Source organism: Pedobacter sp. ASV12 (genome assembly GCF_016429155.1).
In the GTDB taxonomy this organism is placed as follows: Bacteria; Bacteroidota; Bacteroidia; order Sphingobacteriales; family Sphingobacteriaceae; genus Pedobacter.
Genome location: NZ_JAELUC010000012.1, coordinates 23,263 through 38,466, shown reverse-complemented (window position 1 = coordinate 38,466; position 15,204 = coordinate 23,263). Strand labels below are relative to the sequence as shown.

Here is a 15,204-nt window from a genome sequence, read left to right as displayed (position 1 = left end):
TTTAACAAATGCACCTTTAATCGTGATGCACTTTAAGCTTATCCAGCAGTTCGGGCGAGATGTTTTCTGCATAAGCGCCATAAGCATCAATCAATACGCCTTTCAAATTGCCTACAGCTGAAGAAATGGCATATACCACCGAACTGTCGGCCGGATCGGTCATGCCCTCAAAACGGTAGAATTCTTCTATTTCGAACTCTTCGGGCATCAGTTTGAGGTCTAGAGACTTGCATTCGATGCCGTCGTTGGTCAGGTTAAAATCGTATTCGTAGCCGCGTTGCTCGAGGTCTGCCAAGGCAGCGCTCATGGTGTCGTAAATATGCATAGCCTAATTTACTATTTTTTGACTTAAAACGAGCCATCAATTTGCAACTAAATTCCGTTATAAAACTTTCAAAGCTCAATAGTATTTCAGATATTTAACCATCATGATAGTTTCAGAGAGAACCCTTAAATGGGCCTTGTGCTTATATCCACCACTATTGTTTCAGCGAATTTGGGTCAGAAGGTTCCATCCGGGCTTTAGGGGCGTCGACGTAAAGATCAGCAACAGCTTTTTGAACAGAAACTACAATGGTTCTATTTTTGGCGGTTCCATTTATGCGGCAACAGATCCTTTTTATGCCATCCTTTTCGACCAGCTGATGCAACGTAGCGGGTTTAAGGTACGCGTTTGGCTCAAGAGCGCTTCCATCCAATACCTGAAGCCGGGGTTAACCAGCCTTTACTTTACCCTGGTGGTTACCGACGAGATGATAGCAGAGGCCAAAACAGCGCTCAACACTACCGGAAAGTTCGTCAAATCGTACCCGATGGAACTTTACAATAAACAGGGCGAACTTTGTGCCACCGTACAAAACGAAGTATACCTGCGCACCAAATTTCCTGGCGAAAAACAAAAAGTGGCCATTTAACAATTAAAGCTTAGCGTATGAATATCAAAAGACTGATCCTGGAAGGCGAAAACGTAAGCTTGGATTTTAAAAAGACCATTAGCAGTGTCGAAAAAATTGCCAAGACCCTAGTTGCCTTTGCCAACAACAAAGGCGGCAAGCTGCTGATCGGCGTTACCGACGATGGTGCCATCAAAGGCGTCAAGTCTGAGGAAGAAGAAAAATACATGATCAACAAGGCTGCCCACCAGTTCTGTAAACCTGCCATAGAACCTAAATTCGAAGAGGTTTACCTTGACGACAAGGTGGTTTTGGTAGTCGACATCCCGCAAAGCGACTCGAAACCCCATTATGCCATGGACGAAAACAAAAAATGGTGGGTTTATTTCAGGATAAAAGACAAAAGCATTTTGGCCAGCAAGATTATTGTGGATGTATTGAAGCAGGGCAACCAGGAAACAGGCCAGCTTATTGCCTATTCGGAGCACGAAAAGAAACTGCTCGAATACCTGGAAGAACATGGACGCATTACCCTGAAAGAATACAGCAAACTGACCCGAAGCGCCTACAAAAAGGCACAGAAAATTATTGTAAGCCTCATTTTAACCGGCGTAATCCTGCCACATACTTCAGAAAAAGAAGAATATTTTACCGTAGCCGAGCTCAAATAATTAACACAAAACGAGCCGATTTGTGGGATAAAAACCTCATTTTTGCAACGCTATGCTACAAGCCCTCTACACTAAATATAAGCCTTACTACAAAGAAAACCTCATCTTAGCTGGTCCGATTGTGGTTTCGCAGATTGGCCACATGCTGGTGCACATGGCCGACAGCATTATTGTGGGCCAGTTTGCCGGAACGGTACAGTTGGCCGCCGTTTCTTTGGTCAATAGTTTGTTTACGCTGATCTTGGTTTTGGGCTTGGGTATTTCTTATGGTTTAACGCCTTTGATTGCGAAGGAAAATGGCGCACAAAACCACGAAGAATGTGGCCGATTGCTTTCCAACAGTCTGCTGATCAACATTTTTACCGGAATAATCTTATATAGCCTGCTCCATTTTGGCACGTTGGCCGCCATCGATCATTTGGGCCAATCGCCTGAAGTAGTCAAATATGCCAAACCTTACCTGGGCCTGCTGTCTATTTCGATCATTCCGCTGATGGTTTTTCAAACTTTTAAGCAATTTGCCGAAGGATTGGGCTTTACCAAACAAGCCATGTTCATCTCCATATTCGGCAACCTGCTGAATATTGTTTTGGGTATTATATTGGTAAAAGGCTTATTTGGCATTGCGCCTATGGGTGTAAAAGGCGTAGGGATCAGCACGCTGGTTGACCGTTGTTTGATGGCCTTGGTGATGTGCTATTATGTACTGACTTCTAAAAACTTCAAGAAATACCTTCAAAAATTCAAGTGGACTTTTATGGACAAGGTAAGAAGCGGGCAGATCATCAAAATTGGTGCGCCGGTTTCTATGCAGTATGTATTCGAAATCAGTGCATTTAGTGGCGCGGCCATCCTGATTGGTACATTTGGCGCCGCACCACAGGCCGCCCACCAGATTGCCATTAATTTGGCCGCCTTTACCTATATGGTTGCCAGTGGCACCGCATCGGCGGCTACTATTAAAACCGGTAATTACCTGGGCAAGAAAGATCTGGTTAACCTGCGCATTTCGGCGGTAGCCAGCTACCATGTGGTCTTGGCTTTTATGAGCTGTACGGCTCTCCTCTTTATTTTGGCCAGCGGCATATTGCCTTACATTTATACCAATGACATAGCCGTGGTCGAAATTGCGGCGCAGCTTTTAATCATTGCCGGATTTTTCCAGTTGTTTGACGGTACACAGGTAGTTGGCTTGGGGGTTTTGCGTGGCATAGGCGATGTCAATATTCCAACCTTGGTCACTTTTCTTTCTTATTGGGTTATTGGCATACCGGTAGGCTACTTCTTGGGCATGCACCTTGGCATGGGTGTAAAAGGCATTTGGTATGGCCTGACCCTTGGCTTGTTAACAGCCTCTATCCTATTGTTTTTCAGGTTTCAGCACCGCACCAAGCTCTTGGCCAATTCGTAAAGAAGCAGTTTAGCTTTGGTGTAACAATCTAAACTACAATTAAGAATTATTCTAAATAACTTGCCGGCTGTTCAGATTTTTCACATCTTTGCGCCAAATTAGAATTAGTCTTAATTGAAATTACTTTATACCTTACTTTTATCGTGTAGCCTGTTTAGTGCATTTGGCCAGCCAAGCACCACTATTTCGGGCAAAGTAACCGCTTCCTCAGGTCAAGCGCTTGAAGCTGTCAATATTAAAATTATTGAGCTCAACCAATATTTAACGAGCAATAAAGATGGCGCATTCAAAGTACAGCTTAGCCACATTGGCAATGCTGTGCTTACTTTTGAGTTTTCTTACATCGGCTACCAAAAACTGACCAGGCAGATTAAGCTTACGGCAAATAATTTCGACTTTGGGGTTTTAGTTATGCAGGAACTCAACCTGAGCCTGGCTACCATCGACATCAATGCCAAAAGAAATTACGAAGGTTCATCCAACTCATCGCTGATCATCAGCAGAGACATTATTGAACGTACGCCAGCATTGAGCCTTTCAGACCTGCTGAACCAAATTCCGAACAGAAAGGTCACGCCTCCATCTTTGCAAAATGTACAGAACCTTACCTTGCGTTCTACCTTTGCGCCGACCACCAACAACAGAGGCGCCTTTGAAATGAACAATGCCTTTGGCGTGGCCATTATTGTTGATGGCAATGCCATTAGCAACAACATGAACATGCAGAGCTTTAATCCTGGTATGCTGGGGGTCAGCAATTCCTACCTGTCAAGCGGCAATTCGTATGGCTTAAGCGGTACGAGCACAACGTCGTACTCCGGCGACTTTGCCTTTGGTGGGACGGATTTACGGCAGATACCTGCCGACAACATCGAAAGCATAGAAGTGATTTCGGGTGTTGCGCCAGCCAAATATGGCGATTTGAGCGATGGGGCGCTGATTGTTGAACGCCAAGCGGGCAAGGCGCCGGCTTACCTGCGCATGCAGCTGCGCGACAATGCCACTTCTTATGGGTATTCGCAGGGCTTTAAGCTCTCGCCCAAAGCGGGGGCATTGAATGTAGGCCTCAACTACGTAAATTCTTTTGCCGATAACCGCGACAAAATCAAGGCTTACCGCAGAATCAATGCTTCTACCATATATACCAATACTTTTGGCAAGGAAAAACGCCTCAAAAACACCTTGAGCATCGATTATGGCCAAAATCTTGATGGCATTAAGCGCGATCCAGACGATATCAGCAAAACCGTAACCAAATTTAACAGCTGGAACTTCAGTGCAGCCAATCGTAGTTTTTACCGCTTGAATACCAATTTCCTGAAGAGTGTTTCACTTAACCTGCGCTATGCCGAGGGCCATCAGGTCAGCTATAAAGAACAGTACAGAAATGAGCCATACGCCATTATTTCTGACGCCACCACCACCGGTATACACGAAGGAAGTTATGTACCGGGCATTTATACGGCTCAATCGCTAATAGATGGCCGGCCAGTCAACGCTTCGGCCAAACTGGATTTCAATGCTGATTTTAAACTCGGAAATACCACGCATTTCCTGGGTTTTGGCATCAGCTATGATTACGGCGCCAACAAGGGCTTGGGCCAGGTTTTAGATCCTAGCAGGCCCCGTGCACAGACGGCCGTTGCCCCCACTTCGCTCACTTCTAACCGTTCTGAGCGTTATTACGATTTTGCTTTGGCCATACCGCAACAAAACGTTGGTCTTTACCTAGAGGACGTCTTTAAACTGAACCTCTTTAAAAGGGAACTTAATGTACGTGGTGGCTTGCGGTACGATATTCAAAATGCCCTGCCGTCCTTCTCGCCTAGGATCAATACCAATTATTCGTTGAGCGATAACCTGAGCATCGGCTTGGCTTACGGCTTGGCATTTAAATCGCCTTCGTTGGCGCAAAGATATCCCGGACCAGTGTATAATGAAATACCACTGGTAAACGCTTACAACGGCAAAGTAGCCGAAAGCACTTACCTGGTTTACGTCAACCGCTACAATCCTACGGCCAGCAACATCAAATCATCGAAAAGCCAGACTTTCGAATTTACGTCTCAGCTCAAGATGAAAGACTACCGTATCTCGTTGGCCGTATTCAGCAAACAATCGAGAGATGGCATCAGCACGGTTGCGCAACGGGAATATGTTACCCTGCCTTCTTACACAGTAACGCCAGTACCCAACCAAAAGCCGATCATTACGCAAACGGGTACCAAAAACTACAGCTTCACCTATTCTACGTTCAACAACGACCTGAGGTCGGACAATGATGGCATTGAACTGATTGCCAACACGCCGCAAATCACTGCATTAGCTACCAGCTTTAACCTTAGCGCGGGTATTTTCAGAACGAAATACCGCACCAACAGTCCAAGGCAGTCGAGCTTTACCGACGAAGGCACTGCTAGGCCCGATTATGCCATTATCGGTGTTTATGAACCTGCCAACCGTACATCGTATTTGAGCAATGCCTCGTTGAGTTCGTCTACACATATCCCTAAAATCAGCTTGATAGTAAGCTTTATTGCCGATTTTTCTTTGCTTCAAAAAACCGTGCAATCGCCAACAGCTGGCGTCCCGCTGGGCTATCTTACCCGCGATGGCAGATACATTACGGTAACCGATCCAGATCCGAACAACTTGGATTATGGCCATTTGATCAAGCCTTCGTCGGAAATCAACGAAAACAATGTGCCTAAAATCATTCCCAATTTCCATTTGAGCCTGGCCAAAGAGATCAAGAAACGTTTCAGGTTTGCCTTCAACGTATACAACGTATTCAACTATCAGCCCTATTATATTTCGACGACCAATACTTATACCTTCCCCAATAGTGCTCCAACTTTTGGAGCCGAGATTTCGTTAAAACTTTAATTTTTTTAATCGCAGCAAAATGAAAAAATACCTTTACCTGTTTTTGGCCAGCTTAGCGCTAACGGCTTGCAAAAAAAATAACACGACAGAGATACAGCCCATCGACGTAAATGTAAATGTATCTTACAACCTTGAAACCAGTACCTATAAGTTGCCTTTAAACGTGGTAAAAGTTAAGGTAACCAACGTAAGCACCAAAACCGTTCGTGAGTTTAATGTTTCTGAAAAAGGAACTTTGCTGATTTCACAGTTATCGCCAGGGGCCTACGATATTGATGCTTCGGCAACGATTTCGGCCGCAGATTATACCGCCATTACAGCTATTCCGGTAGACAGGGCCGTAACTTTTAATGCTTCGCTTAAAAACAAACAGATTGCGGTAGGCTTTAACGAAACGCTTTCGCTTAACCTAAGGGCTGGTTTTACTGGCGATTGGGTCATCAAGCAAGTATACTTTGCAGGTTCAGACCGTGTTAACGGCGCCTTGTACAGGGATCAATTTATAGAGTTTTACAACAACAGCGACAAGGTATTGTATGCTGATAGCCTTTATTTTGCCGAAACCGTTGGCCTGATTACCAAATCGACTGCCAATTCTTATAATCTATTGGCTTCAACCGGCCAATTAGACTGGTCTAAATCGGTGAACATGCCAGCCAATATCGATGCTAATAACGATTACATCTACGCCCGCGCATTTTTGATGATTCCCGGAACCGGCAAGCAATATCCTGTACAGCCCGGCAAAAGCATTGTAGTGGCGCAAACCGCCATCAACCACAAGGCGCCATTTACGGGTACCGATGGCAAGCAGGTTACGGTAATCAATCCGGCATTGACCATTGATTTGAGTGGCGCCGATTTTGAAGCCTATTATGCGCCCTTATTGGCCAAACCCTTGGCATCTGATATCGACAACCCAAATGTACCGAACCTTACCGTGCTTTCGTATTTCGGAACTGATATGATTTTCGATAATCCGGGCAGGTATTCTTATGCCTTGATCAAAGCTGATGGTACCCAAAGCCCTAAAGATTGGCCCATGTACAACTATCCCACCAAGGCCACCCCTTCGTCAACAGCCACCAAATACTATCAAATTCCGAACAAATACGTGATCGATGCCGTTGAAGTTCAACCGGTAGAGGCCGATGACCGTATTCCTAAAAAATACAACTCGGCTCTTGATGCTGGCTTTACCTACGTACCACTAGGTTCTTATACTTCGCAGTCGATCATCAGAAAAACCGAAAAAACAGTAAACGGACGTATCGTCTTGAAAGACACCAACAACAGTACCGAAGATTTCACTTTCCTCAACGTAGCCACCCCAAGAGGTTTTAAATAACATAACCATAGCCAGCTTTAAGCGACTGGCGATTTAATGTTGCAATGTACCAAAGCAAATATTGTTTTCTATTCCTGCTCCTTTTGCCTTTTGCCACGTTTGCACAAGGCAGAAAGGATTCGATAGGACTGGCCAATGCCAATCTTTCGCAATTTGTTTATGCCGATTCGATACAGCTGGCTAAAATGCGTTTTGCGCAGGCCAGCAGCTACTACCTGATCGACTTGATGCCCAACAGGGTGAGCCGTGCCGGTGTGGCCTACAGTTTTGAGCGAGGCCATTTTATACCGGCGCAAGGCGCAACTACCATTAACAGTGGTGGTTTTGCTACCGAAGGAACAGCCAAAATAGGCACTGTTAAATTGTTTGGAAGCTTAAACTACCAAAAGATTTTCGAAGACAGCACGCGCTATGCCCATCAAACCCGAAGCAATACCACTACACCGTATTATTTCGGATCGCCGGGCTATGTGCATTATGAACGGACCATTTATGCTTTTAATGCCATGGCTAGCAAAAGCATTTGGCAAGACAAGTTGACTTTTTCGTTCGAAACCAATTACAAAGTCGGCGACCACTTCTCTACTAACGACCCCAGGGGTTCGGTTGGCGAGTACCAATTCAATTTAAAGGGCATTTTGGGCTATCGCTTTTCGAAGACCCTTAAAGCCGGGCTTGGTTATGGACATGGCTACGGTCGCGAAAGCATCAACATAGGCTATAAAAATCCTAGGTATTATGAAAGTTCGGCCTTCCCCGTGTATTACAATCATTTGGTAAACGGATATCGGGAATGGGACGACGCCTTGAAAAACAGAACCTATGATGATAAAATGGTAAGAAACGGAGCCGATCTGTTTATGGACTTACATACAAATACTTTAGGTGATTTTTACCTGAACGGAAGCTTCCTTAAAGAAAATCAGCACTATTTTTACAGCAACAGCAGCGGTTTTACAGACTACACCAGCTATGGCCTGGAAACTACGAAGGTTAATCTTTTATGGCTCAACAAATCAAATCGCCTTGGCTATGGAGCTACCGTTAACTTTCAAAGCCAAACCGGAAAGGACTTTAACCTCACTTACCAGGCCAATAATTACATCTATAACGGCAATAATGTAACGGCAAAGCTGTTTGTCAACAAATATGCGGAAGCGAATACCCATAGCTTTTATTTGGCTGGCCAGCAGTACAGCGAAGAGAGAACAGATGGCATCAGTGGCAACAATGTATACTACAACAACCTGCTCCTGTCTTTAGGTTACGGATTGAATCATAGCAATACCAACCATACCTATTTTGCCATTAACTTAACGGGTTCTTACAACCTGCCTTTGGCCAGCGCGTTTAAGGTAGTGCAGCAGCCAGGTTACTTTACCCAAAACGTCATCAATCGCGATTATATTTTCAATACCGCTACATCGCTTGGTGGCCAACTTAAAATGGCCTATGGATTTCCAATTTTCAGAACCATGAGATCGGCCATTGCCATTAATACCTTCTACCTCAGAAAACTAGAAGAACAAACAATCGAAAGCGCTTATTCGAGTTTGCCGGGGAAGGATCGTTTTGCCACAAATATGAGCTTAAATCTATATTTTTGATGCCATGAAGAAGATTTTGTTTGGATTAAGTGTTACGTTTGCTTTTTTGTTGTTCCTTTCGTTCAGGTCGACCGAGTTTAGAATGGGCGATGATATTCCTGTCGATTCGCTCAGAAAAATCTATGCTAAACCGCCGAGCCAATGGCCAAAGCCAACCATTGATTCTGGTGTAAAATATACCGAATTGGGGATCTTGCCCCCTTCGCCAATCAATCTCAAAAACGATTCGATTAAAAAGATCGTCGATTTGGGCAGGATGCTGTTCTTCGACCCGCGCCTTTCCGAATCGAATCAGATCTCGTGCTCGAGCTGCCACGTACCCGACCTGAACTGGGCCGATGGACGAGAAGTGTCTATTGGCCACGACCATGCACCTAATACTCGCAATGCGCCATCACTGGAAAATGTTTGGTTTTACAAGCGCTTGTTTTGGGACGGCCGCGCCAATAGCCTGGAAGAACAGGCCGAAAGCCCGCTTACCTCTAAAATAGAAATGCACCAGGACATGAAGGTGCTGCCTAAAAAGCTGAAGCAGATTAAAGGCTACAGAACCCTGTTTACGGCCGCATTTGGTGATGACAAGATCAATACCGAACGTATTTTTAAAAGCCTGGCCGATTTTCAACGAACCATTGTCAGCAGGAAATCTGATTTTGACAGGTTTTTAGAAGGCAACAAAAATAGCCTTACCGATCAGCAATTGGTGGGTTTGCATCTTTTCAGAACCAAGGCACGCTGCGTGAACTGCCACAATGGACCTTTGTTTACCGATAACGATTTCCACAACGTGGGCCTCACCTATTACGGACGCAAATACGAGGACTTGGGCTTGTACAACGTAACCAAAAAGCCCGAAGATGTTGGTAAATTCAAAACGCCAAGCCTGCGCAATGTAATGCGTACAGGGCCCTGGTTCCATAATGGCCTCTTTGGCGATATGGATGGCATTTTGAACATGTACAATGTGGGCATGCCGGTGCAGCGAGTAAAGCCGGAGCAGGAAAATGACCCGCTATTGCCTAAAAACGACAAGCTGTTGCGTGGCTTAAGGCTCAGCAAGGGCGAAAGAGATGCCGTGGTTGCTTTTCTGCAGGCAATTACTACAAGCCCTTGGAAAGACAGGCAACCTGAACTGCCCAAATAATTCTGAATTTTAATTTGTTGGCAAATACAAGAATTACACTATATTTAGTCGCAAATTTTAATAAGCTACCTCAATGAAAAAGCGTGTGCTGGTTATAGAAAACGACAGAGATATTCTTGAATTGATCTCTTTGGTATTAGAAGAAGCGGGTTATGAGTCCAGCTTGCATACCACCGAACGAAACATATTCGAACACATTACTGCATTTGGACCCGATGCCATTTTGCTGGATATTGTAAAACCTACCTTAGAAGGCACCGAACTTTGCCGACAGATTAAAGAGGCCGAACAAACCAGTCATATACCGGTTATAGTGCTCTCTACGCACCCACAAATACAAAAAGTGAAAGAAGTTTGTGCAGACGAGGTTGTACCAAAGCCTTTCGATATAGACGGTTTACTAGAAATATTGGAAGAACAGCTAACAAGCAACAACTAGGCTAAACCTGTTGGTCGCGGTGCTTTTCTGGCTTTACTTCTCGTTCGTTAAGCTCCTGTTCTAAATCCTTTTGGTCTTTTCTATTGCGTTTCACAATAAAATAAACAAAAGCCAGTACAGCAACAATAACGATCGCAATAACTACAACGTTGATTTTCATATTAACTTGTACAGGATGAATGAACCCTTATTAATTATTAAGTAAAAATAAGGCGGAATTGTTTACTTAAAGTTAAGCAAAGGTTATGTTAGCTACAGGTCGAATAAGGAAGTTTGATAGCCGGTTGCATTGTTTTTGGTTCTGGCCTCACCAAAATTTGAAAAGCCGACACCAATTAGCCTCACTTTCTTGCCAGCGAAATCAACTTGTTCCAAAAGGCTTTTGGCAATTTCCAGCACCTGTTCCAATTCTAAAATAGGTGTAGCAAGAGAAGTACTTCGGGTAATTTGCTTAAAATCGCCAAATTTGATTTTCAGGGTCAGCGTACGGCCAAATACCTGATGGTTTTGCAGCCTTTTGTAAGCCGACCTGGCAATCTTGTCCAGCCATTCGCTAAGTTCTTCGCCTTTATCCAGATCGTATGAGAAGGTATCTTCGGCACTGATCGATTTGATGTCCTGATGTGGCTGTACCGGCCTGTTGTCAATGCCCCTCACAATATGATAAAAGAACTTGCCGGTTTTGCCAAACAGCTGTACCATACGCTGCTCACCCAGTTGCTTGAGGTCTAGTCCGGTATGCAAGCCTTGGCGCTTCATTTTCTCGGCAGTAACCTTGCCCACGCCAAAAAACTTCTCGACGGGCAGGCGCTCTACAAACTTTTCGATTTTGGACGGCCCGATAAAAGTTAAGCCATCGGGCTTGTTCATATCCGATGCGATTTTGGCTATAAACTTGTTGATGGATATACCAGCCGATGCGGTGAGTTGCAGTTCATCTTTAATGGCCTGCCTAATTTCCTGGGCAATGGCAATGGCCGAACCGATTCCCAATTTATCTTCCGTAACATCTAAATACGCCTCGTCCAACGAAAGCGGCTCAATCAGATCGGTGTAACGCCTGAATATTTCCCTTATTTTTTGCGAAGCCTCTTTGTAAGCAGCGAAGCGCGGGTAAACGAAAATGGCATGTGGACAGAGCTGCTGGGCTTTACGGCTGGTCATGGCTGATTTAACGCCGAACTTTCGTGCTTCATAACTAGCGGTAGCCACCACGCCCCTGCCTTCAGGCGGACCGCCAACCACCAGTGCCTTGCCCCTATATTCCGGAAAATCGCGCTGCTCAACCGATGCATAGAATGCGTCCATATCAATATGGATGATTTTTCTGAGCAATTTGTCATCTTCTGATTTCATGTCAAGGCAAAATAAAAGAAGCATAAGCCCGGTCTTTCCAAAATTTGTAGCCCTTATCTTCAAATTTGGTACCCGCCAAAACCAATTGGATAAACCCGTTCTTCTCTACCAAAACAGTATGAAAAATTTTGGCTGCCGGATTTTTGATCAGTATAAATGCCGTAGTTCCCTGTCTATTCCTAAAACTGATCCGGTCTTCAAATTCCTGTTTTTGCAACTGGCCAGCAACAACAAGGTCTTTGGCCAACAGCTGGCTCCGGTACCAGGTTCCGCCGGTTGGCGATACCAAGGGTTTGCCGTTGTATGTCACCACGCTATCGTTGTAGGCTATTACCTGTAGCGATTTGTTTGGCAGTTTTAACCAGTTGGCCAATTTGGACTGATGTTTGTCGGTTTCGTAGCCATAGGTGGCGTCTAAAAAGCCTATTCGCACCAGGTTTGCCGGTAACAATTGCTGGGCATTGATATAACCGAAAATGAAGCTTCCGCCCCCACTATGGCTTGTTAAAATTAATTGAGGATGATATTGGGCATAGTGGCTCTCAATCAGTTTTACCAAATTGGCTATGCGTTCGTCGCTGTTGGCAAATTTTCTGCGCCAAGCTGGCCAAGCCTTCAGCGAATTTTCCGCATAAACCACAATGTAATTGGTTTGAGGATCTGCTTTCCGGATAAAAGCTGTCTGCGCCCCTATATGTTGGATATCAAAATGCCAATCGTCGCCAGGGGCTAATTGCTTACCAAAGCTTTGGGCCGTGGTATTACCGTTGGGCAAGGCAAAAATAATGAGCTTGGTGGGTAGCGCAGTTTTTAGCTGATCAGGCTCATCGAAAGTAAGGGTGATGCCACTGTCTATCTCGAGCTTTTTAAACGAATCAAACTTCGCTTTAAAGGTTTGCTGCGCCTTTAGTTTCGCATTGAAAAGCAACAGGAAAAAGAGAAACAGGTACCGCATAGCTACAAAGCTACAATAATCCTGGGCTATTTTTTCTTGGCCCGGCCTAAATTTACCACGGCTCCTACACTGAACACCGAATTGCCTGCATTTAGGAATTTGCGGTTTTTTAAGCCAAAATTGCTGCCACTGGTGTACTGCAGCTGCACCTCGTCGCTCAAAATCATGCGGGTAAAAAATACAGGCTCTAGAAAAACATTGTCTTCATTGGGTTGCTTTACGCCGTTGCGAAAAAAATCGTTGGTTTTCACAAAGCTCATGCGCAGGGCTGTGCCATAATTGAGCGCAAAATTTACACCGAACAGGCGTAATTTGTCTTTTTTCTTAGAGCTGTAATTAACTTGGATAAATTGTTTATCGTATTTAGAATCGTACAGGTCTGTGCTTAGTAAAATCTTCTGCTCATCGAACTCTCTAAACAGCCTATGACTTTTGCCGCTGCCCACACCGGCATAAATTTCGAGAATGCGGTTATTGTCTGGTCCAAAAGTATCAAAATAGCCCGCCCCAAATTCGATCATTTTGTGCTTGATATCTTTTTTGGTGGCTTCGTTGTTCAGGTAGGCGCCATTGGCCAATACGGCAAAATGGTTGCTAATGGCATAGGCCGAGTTGAAGTTGGCATTGCCTTTTAGCGAAATATGGGCTCCAGCAGCAATTTCACCTTGCGTAGTCAGCATGGGCGTATTGGGTACGCTTGGCATATAGATGGAAGAACAGCTGCTCAGCGCGAGCATGGCAAAGGCTAAGATAAGGTAGAAGTATTTCGTCATTTGTCTTTTTTAACAGCAAACGGCAAACAAATATTGTGCTAAAAGAGGCAATTTGTAAATAAAAACGTTTTTTAATGGCCTGACCAAAGGCAACGGCTTTCGACTTCTAATTTTCAAAGGCTAGCTTCATCAGCTCCATCATTCGCTTAAACTCGGGGTGTACGCCTGCTTTCAACTCGATTTGCTGGCCAGTTACCGGATGTGCAAAAGCCAGTTGACTGGCATGCAGCAACATCGTGGTCATTGCAAACTGCTCCTTAAAAAATCGGTTCTGTTTGTTGCAACCATGTGTTCGATCGCCAATAATAGGATGGAAAATATGGGCAAAATGCTTGCGTAGCTGATGCATACGGCCTGTTTTAGGTGTAGCCTCTACCAAAGAGTACCTGGAAGTGGCGTGTTTGCCAAAAGCCACGTCAATTTCGGCGCGTTGCAGGGTTACAAAGGAAGTAAAAGCATCTTGCATCGTGCCGTTTTCTTTTGCCAACGGATAGTCGATGTCTAACTGATCGGGTGCATAGCCTCGTAAAATGGCCAGGTATTTTTTGCTCACCTCGCCTTCCATAAACTGCTTGTGCATGGCAATTTCAACTTCTTTTTCGAAGGCAAACAGCAATAGCCCACTGGTTTTCCTATCCAAACGGTGCACCGGGCTTACTTGTTGGCCAATCTGATCCCTTAACAGCTGCAGGGCAAATTCGGTCGCATCGTTGGCTATTTTAGAGCGATGCACCAATAAGCCATGTGGCTTATTAATGGCTATTAAATGTTCATCCTGATACACAATTTCTAACATTCCGCGAAGATAAGCATTAAACAAACAAATCGGCGGCCAGCCGAAAGGTATTGCAATGGGCATCTACAATCACCTTAATATCTTCCGAATAACCTCCGCCCATGCTTACCTGTACCGGCACCTGGTATTTAAGGCAAGCCTCAAAAACCAGCTGGTCGCGTTCTTTGCAGGCTTTTTTGCTTAAAGCCAGTTTTCCCAATTTGTCGCTGGCCAATACATCAACCCCAGCCAGGTAAAAAACAAAATCGGGTTGTTGCCTACTAAATACTTCGGCCAGTGCTGTTTTGAGCTTGTCCAGAAACTCTTCGTCGCCAGTGCCGTCGGCTAAGGCAATATCCAAATCGGACCGTTCCTTTCTAAAAGGGAAATTCTTGTCGCCGTGCATAGAAAAAGTAAATACCCTGGGCTCTGTGGCAAAGATCTGTGCGGTGCCATTGCCTTGGTGAACATCTAAATCGATGATTAAGATACGCTTAGCCAAACCTTTATTTAGCAAATAATTAGCTGCAATGGCTTGATCGTTCAGCAAACAGAAACCTTCGCCCCAGTTGCTCCCTGCATGATGCGTTCCGCCAGCTACATTAAAGGCAATTCCGTACTGTTGGGCAAAGCTAGCGCCATCTATGGTTCCTTGTGCAATCCTGATTTCGCGTTCTACCAATTGGGCGGTCAAGGGAAAACCAATGCGACGTTGCTCTTTTAAAGGCAAAGTCAACCCTTTGAGCTGCTGCCAATAAACGCGATCGTGCGTAGCCAAGATTATTTCCTCGGCTAGGGGCTCTGGCGCAAAAAGGTTGTCCTCCCTAATCGTGCCTTCGTGTAGCAACTGTTCGGGGATCAGCTCGTACTTGAGCATCGGAAACCGATGTCCGGCTGGCAGCGGATGCGCATAAAGACGGTGATAAGCTATTTTGAGCATCAATAA

15 protein-coding genes are annotated in these 15,204 nt (G+C 44.9%); 8 read left to right on the top strand and 7 right to left on the bottom strand.

Annotated elements, in window-relative coordinates; translation table 11 throughout:
- Window positions 1-16: 16 nt before the first annotated feature.
- Window positions 17-325, bottom strand: coding sequence for a phosphoribosylpyrophosphate synthetase (locus JHD69_RS05365; protein ID WP_199138093.1), 309 nt, complete (start codon window positions 323-325; stop codon window positions 17-19).
- Between the two features lie 103 nt (window positions 326-428).
- On the opposite strand from JHD69_RS05365, the gene JHD69_RS05360 reads away from it, so the two are divergent.
- The 8 genes from JHD69_RS05360 to JHD69_RS05325 all read left to right on the top strand — a co-directional run bounded on the left by JHD69_RS05360 (window position 429) and on the right by JHD69_RS05325 (window position 10,399).
- On the top strand, window positions 429-914 hold the full coding sequence (locus tag JHD69_RS05360; RefSeq protein ID WP_199138091.1) for a DUF4442 domain-containing protein: 486 nt from the start codon (window positions 429-431) through the stop codon (window positions 912-914).
- 17 nt (window positions 915-931) lie between these two features.
- The gene (locus tag JHD69_RS05355) at window positions 932-1,564 is read left to right on the top strand and encodes an AlbA family DNA-binding domain-containing protein (protein ID WP_199138089.1); all 633 of its coding nucleotides are present in this window, start codon (window positions 932-934) and stop codon (window positions 1,562-1,564) included.
- A gap of 52 nt (window positions 1,565-1,616) precedes the next feature.
- Entirely contained in the window at window positions 1,617-2,975 is a 1,359-nt protein-coding gene (locus tag JHD69_RS05350; RefSeq protein WP_199138088.1) for an MATE family efflux transporter, read from the top strand.
- Window positions 2,976-3,089: 114 nt separating this feature from the next.
- On the top strand, window positions 3,090-5,861 hold the full coding sequence (locus JHD69_RS05345) for a TonB-dependent receptor domain-containing protein (protein ID WP_199138087.1): 2,772 nt from the start codon (window positions 3,090-3,092) through the stop codon (window positions 5,859-5,861).
- Window positions 5,862-5,880: 19 nt separating this feature from the next.
- Window positions 5,881-7,209, top strand: coding sequence for a DUF4876 domain-containing protein (locus JHD69_RS05340; protein ID WP_199138086.1), 1,329 nt, complete (start codon window positions 5,881-5,883; stop codon window positions 7,207-7,209).
- 44 nt (window positions 7,210-7,253) lie between these two features.
- Window positions 7,254-8,816: a DUF6850 family outer membrane beta-barrel protein gene (locus tag JHD69_RS05335; RefSeq protein ID WP_199138085.1), complete on the top strand. Its 1,563-nt coding sequence runs from the start codon at window positions 7,254-7,256 to the stop codon at window positions 8,814-8,816.
- A 4-nt stretch (window positions 8,817-8,820) separates the two neighbouring features.
- Window positions 8,821-9,960 (top strand): cytochrome-c peroxidase, encoded by a 1,140-nt coding sequence (locus tag JHD69_RS05330; protein WP_199138084.1) that lies wholly within the window; start codon window positions 8,821-8,823, stop codon window positions 9,958-9,960.
- A gap of 73 nt (window positions 9,961-10,033) precedes the next feature.
- Window positions 10,034-10,399, top strand: a complete 366-nt coding sequence (locus JHD69_RS05325) for a response regulator (protein WP_199138083.1) — start codon at window positions 10,034-10,036, stop codon at window positions 10,397-10,399.
- Between the two features lies 1 nt (window position 10,400).
- Here the strand turns inward: JHD69_RS05325 and JHD69_RS05320 are convergent, their stop codons facing one another.
- The 6 genes from JHD69_RS05320 to JHD69_RS05295 form a co-directional block, all read right to left on the bottom strand.
- Window positions 10,401-10,559: a hypothetical protein gene (locus JHD69_RS05320; protein WP_199138081.1), complete on the bottom strand. Its 159-nt coding sequence runs from the start codon at window positions 10,557-10,559 to the stop codon at window positions 10,401-10,403.
- Between the two features lie 92 nt (window positions 10,560-10,651).
- A complete protein-coding gene (gene dinB / locus JHD69_RS05315) occupies window positions 10,652-11,755 on the bottom strand; it encodes a DNA polymerase IV (protein ID WP_199138079.1) in 1,104 nt (367 codons plus the stop codon).
- Window position 11,756: 1 nt separating this feature from the next.
- Window positions 11,757-12,710 carry a hypothetical protein gene (locus JHD69_RS05310; RefSeq protein ID WP_199138071.1) on the bottom strand — a complete coding sequence of 318 codons (954 nt, stop codon included), beginning with the start codon at window positions 12,708-12,710 and terminating at the stop codon, window positions 11,757-11,759.
- 26 nt (window positions 12,711-12,736) lie between these two features.
- On the bottom strand, window positions 12,737-13,483 hold the full coding sequence (locus JHD69_RS05305; RefSeq protein ID WP_199138069.1) for a hypothetical protein: 747 nt from the start codon (window positions 13,481-13,483) through the stop codon (window positions 12,737-12,739).
- Between the two features lie 106 nt (window positions 13,484-13,589).
- On the bottom strand, window positions 13,590-14,279 hold the full coding sequence (locus JHD69_RS05300; RefSeq protein WP_199138067.1) for a pseudouridine synthase: 690 nt from the start codon (window positions 14,277-14,279) through the stop codon (window positions 13,590-13,592).
- Between the two features lie 16 nt (window positions 14,280-14,295).
- Window positions 14,296-15,198 (bottom strand): histone deacetylase family protein, encoded by a 903-nt coding sequence (locus JHD69_RS05295; protein ID WP_199138065.1) that lies wholly within the window; start codon window positions 15,196-15,198, stop codon window positions 14,296-14,298.
- Window positions 15,199-15,204 lie beyond the last annotated feature (6 nt).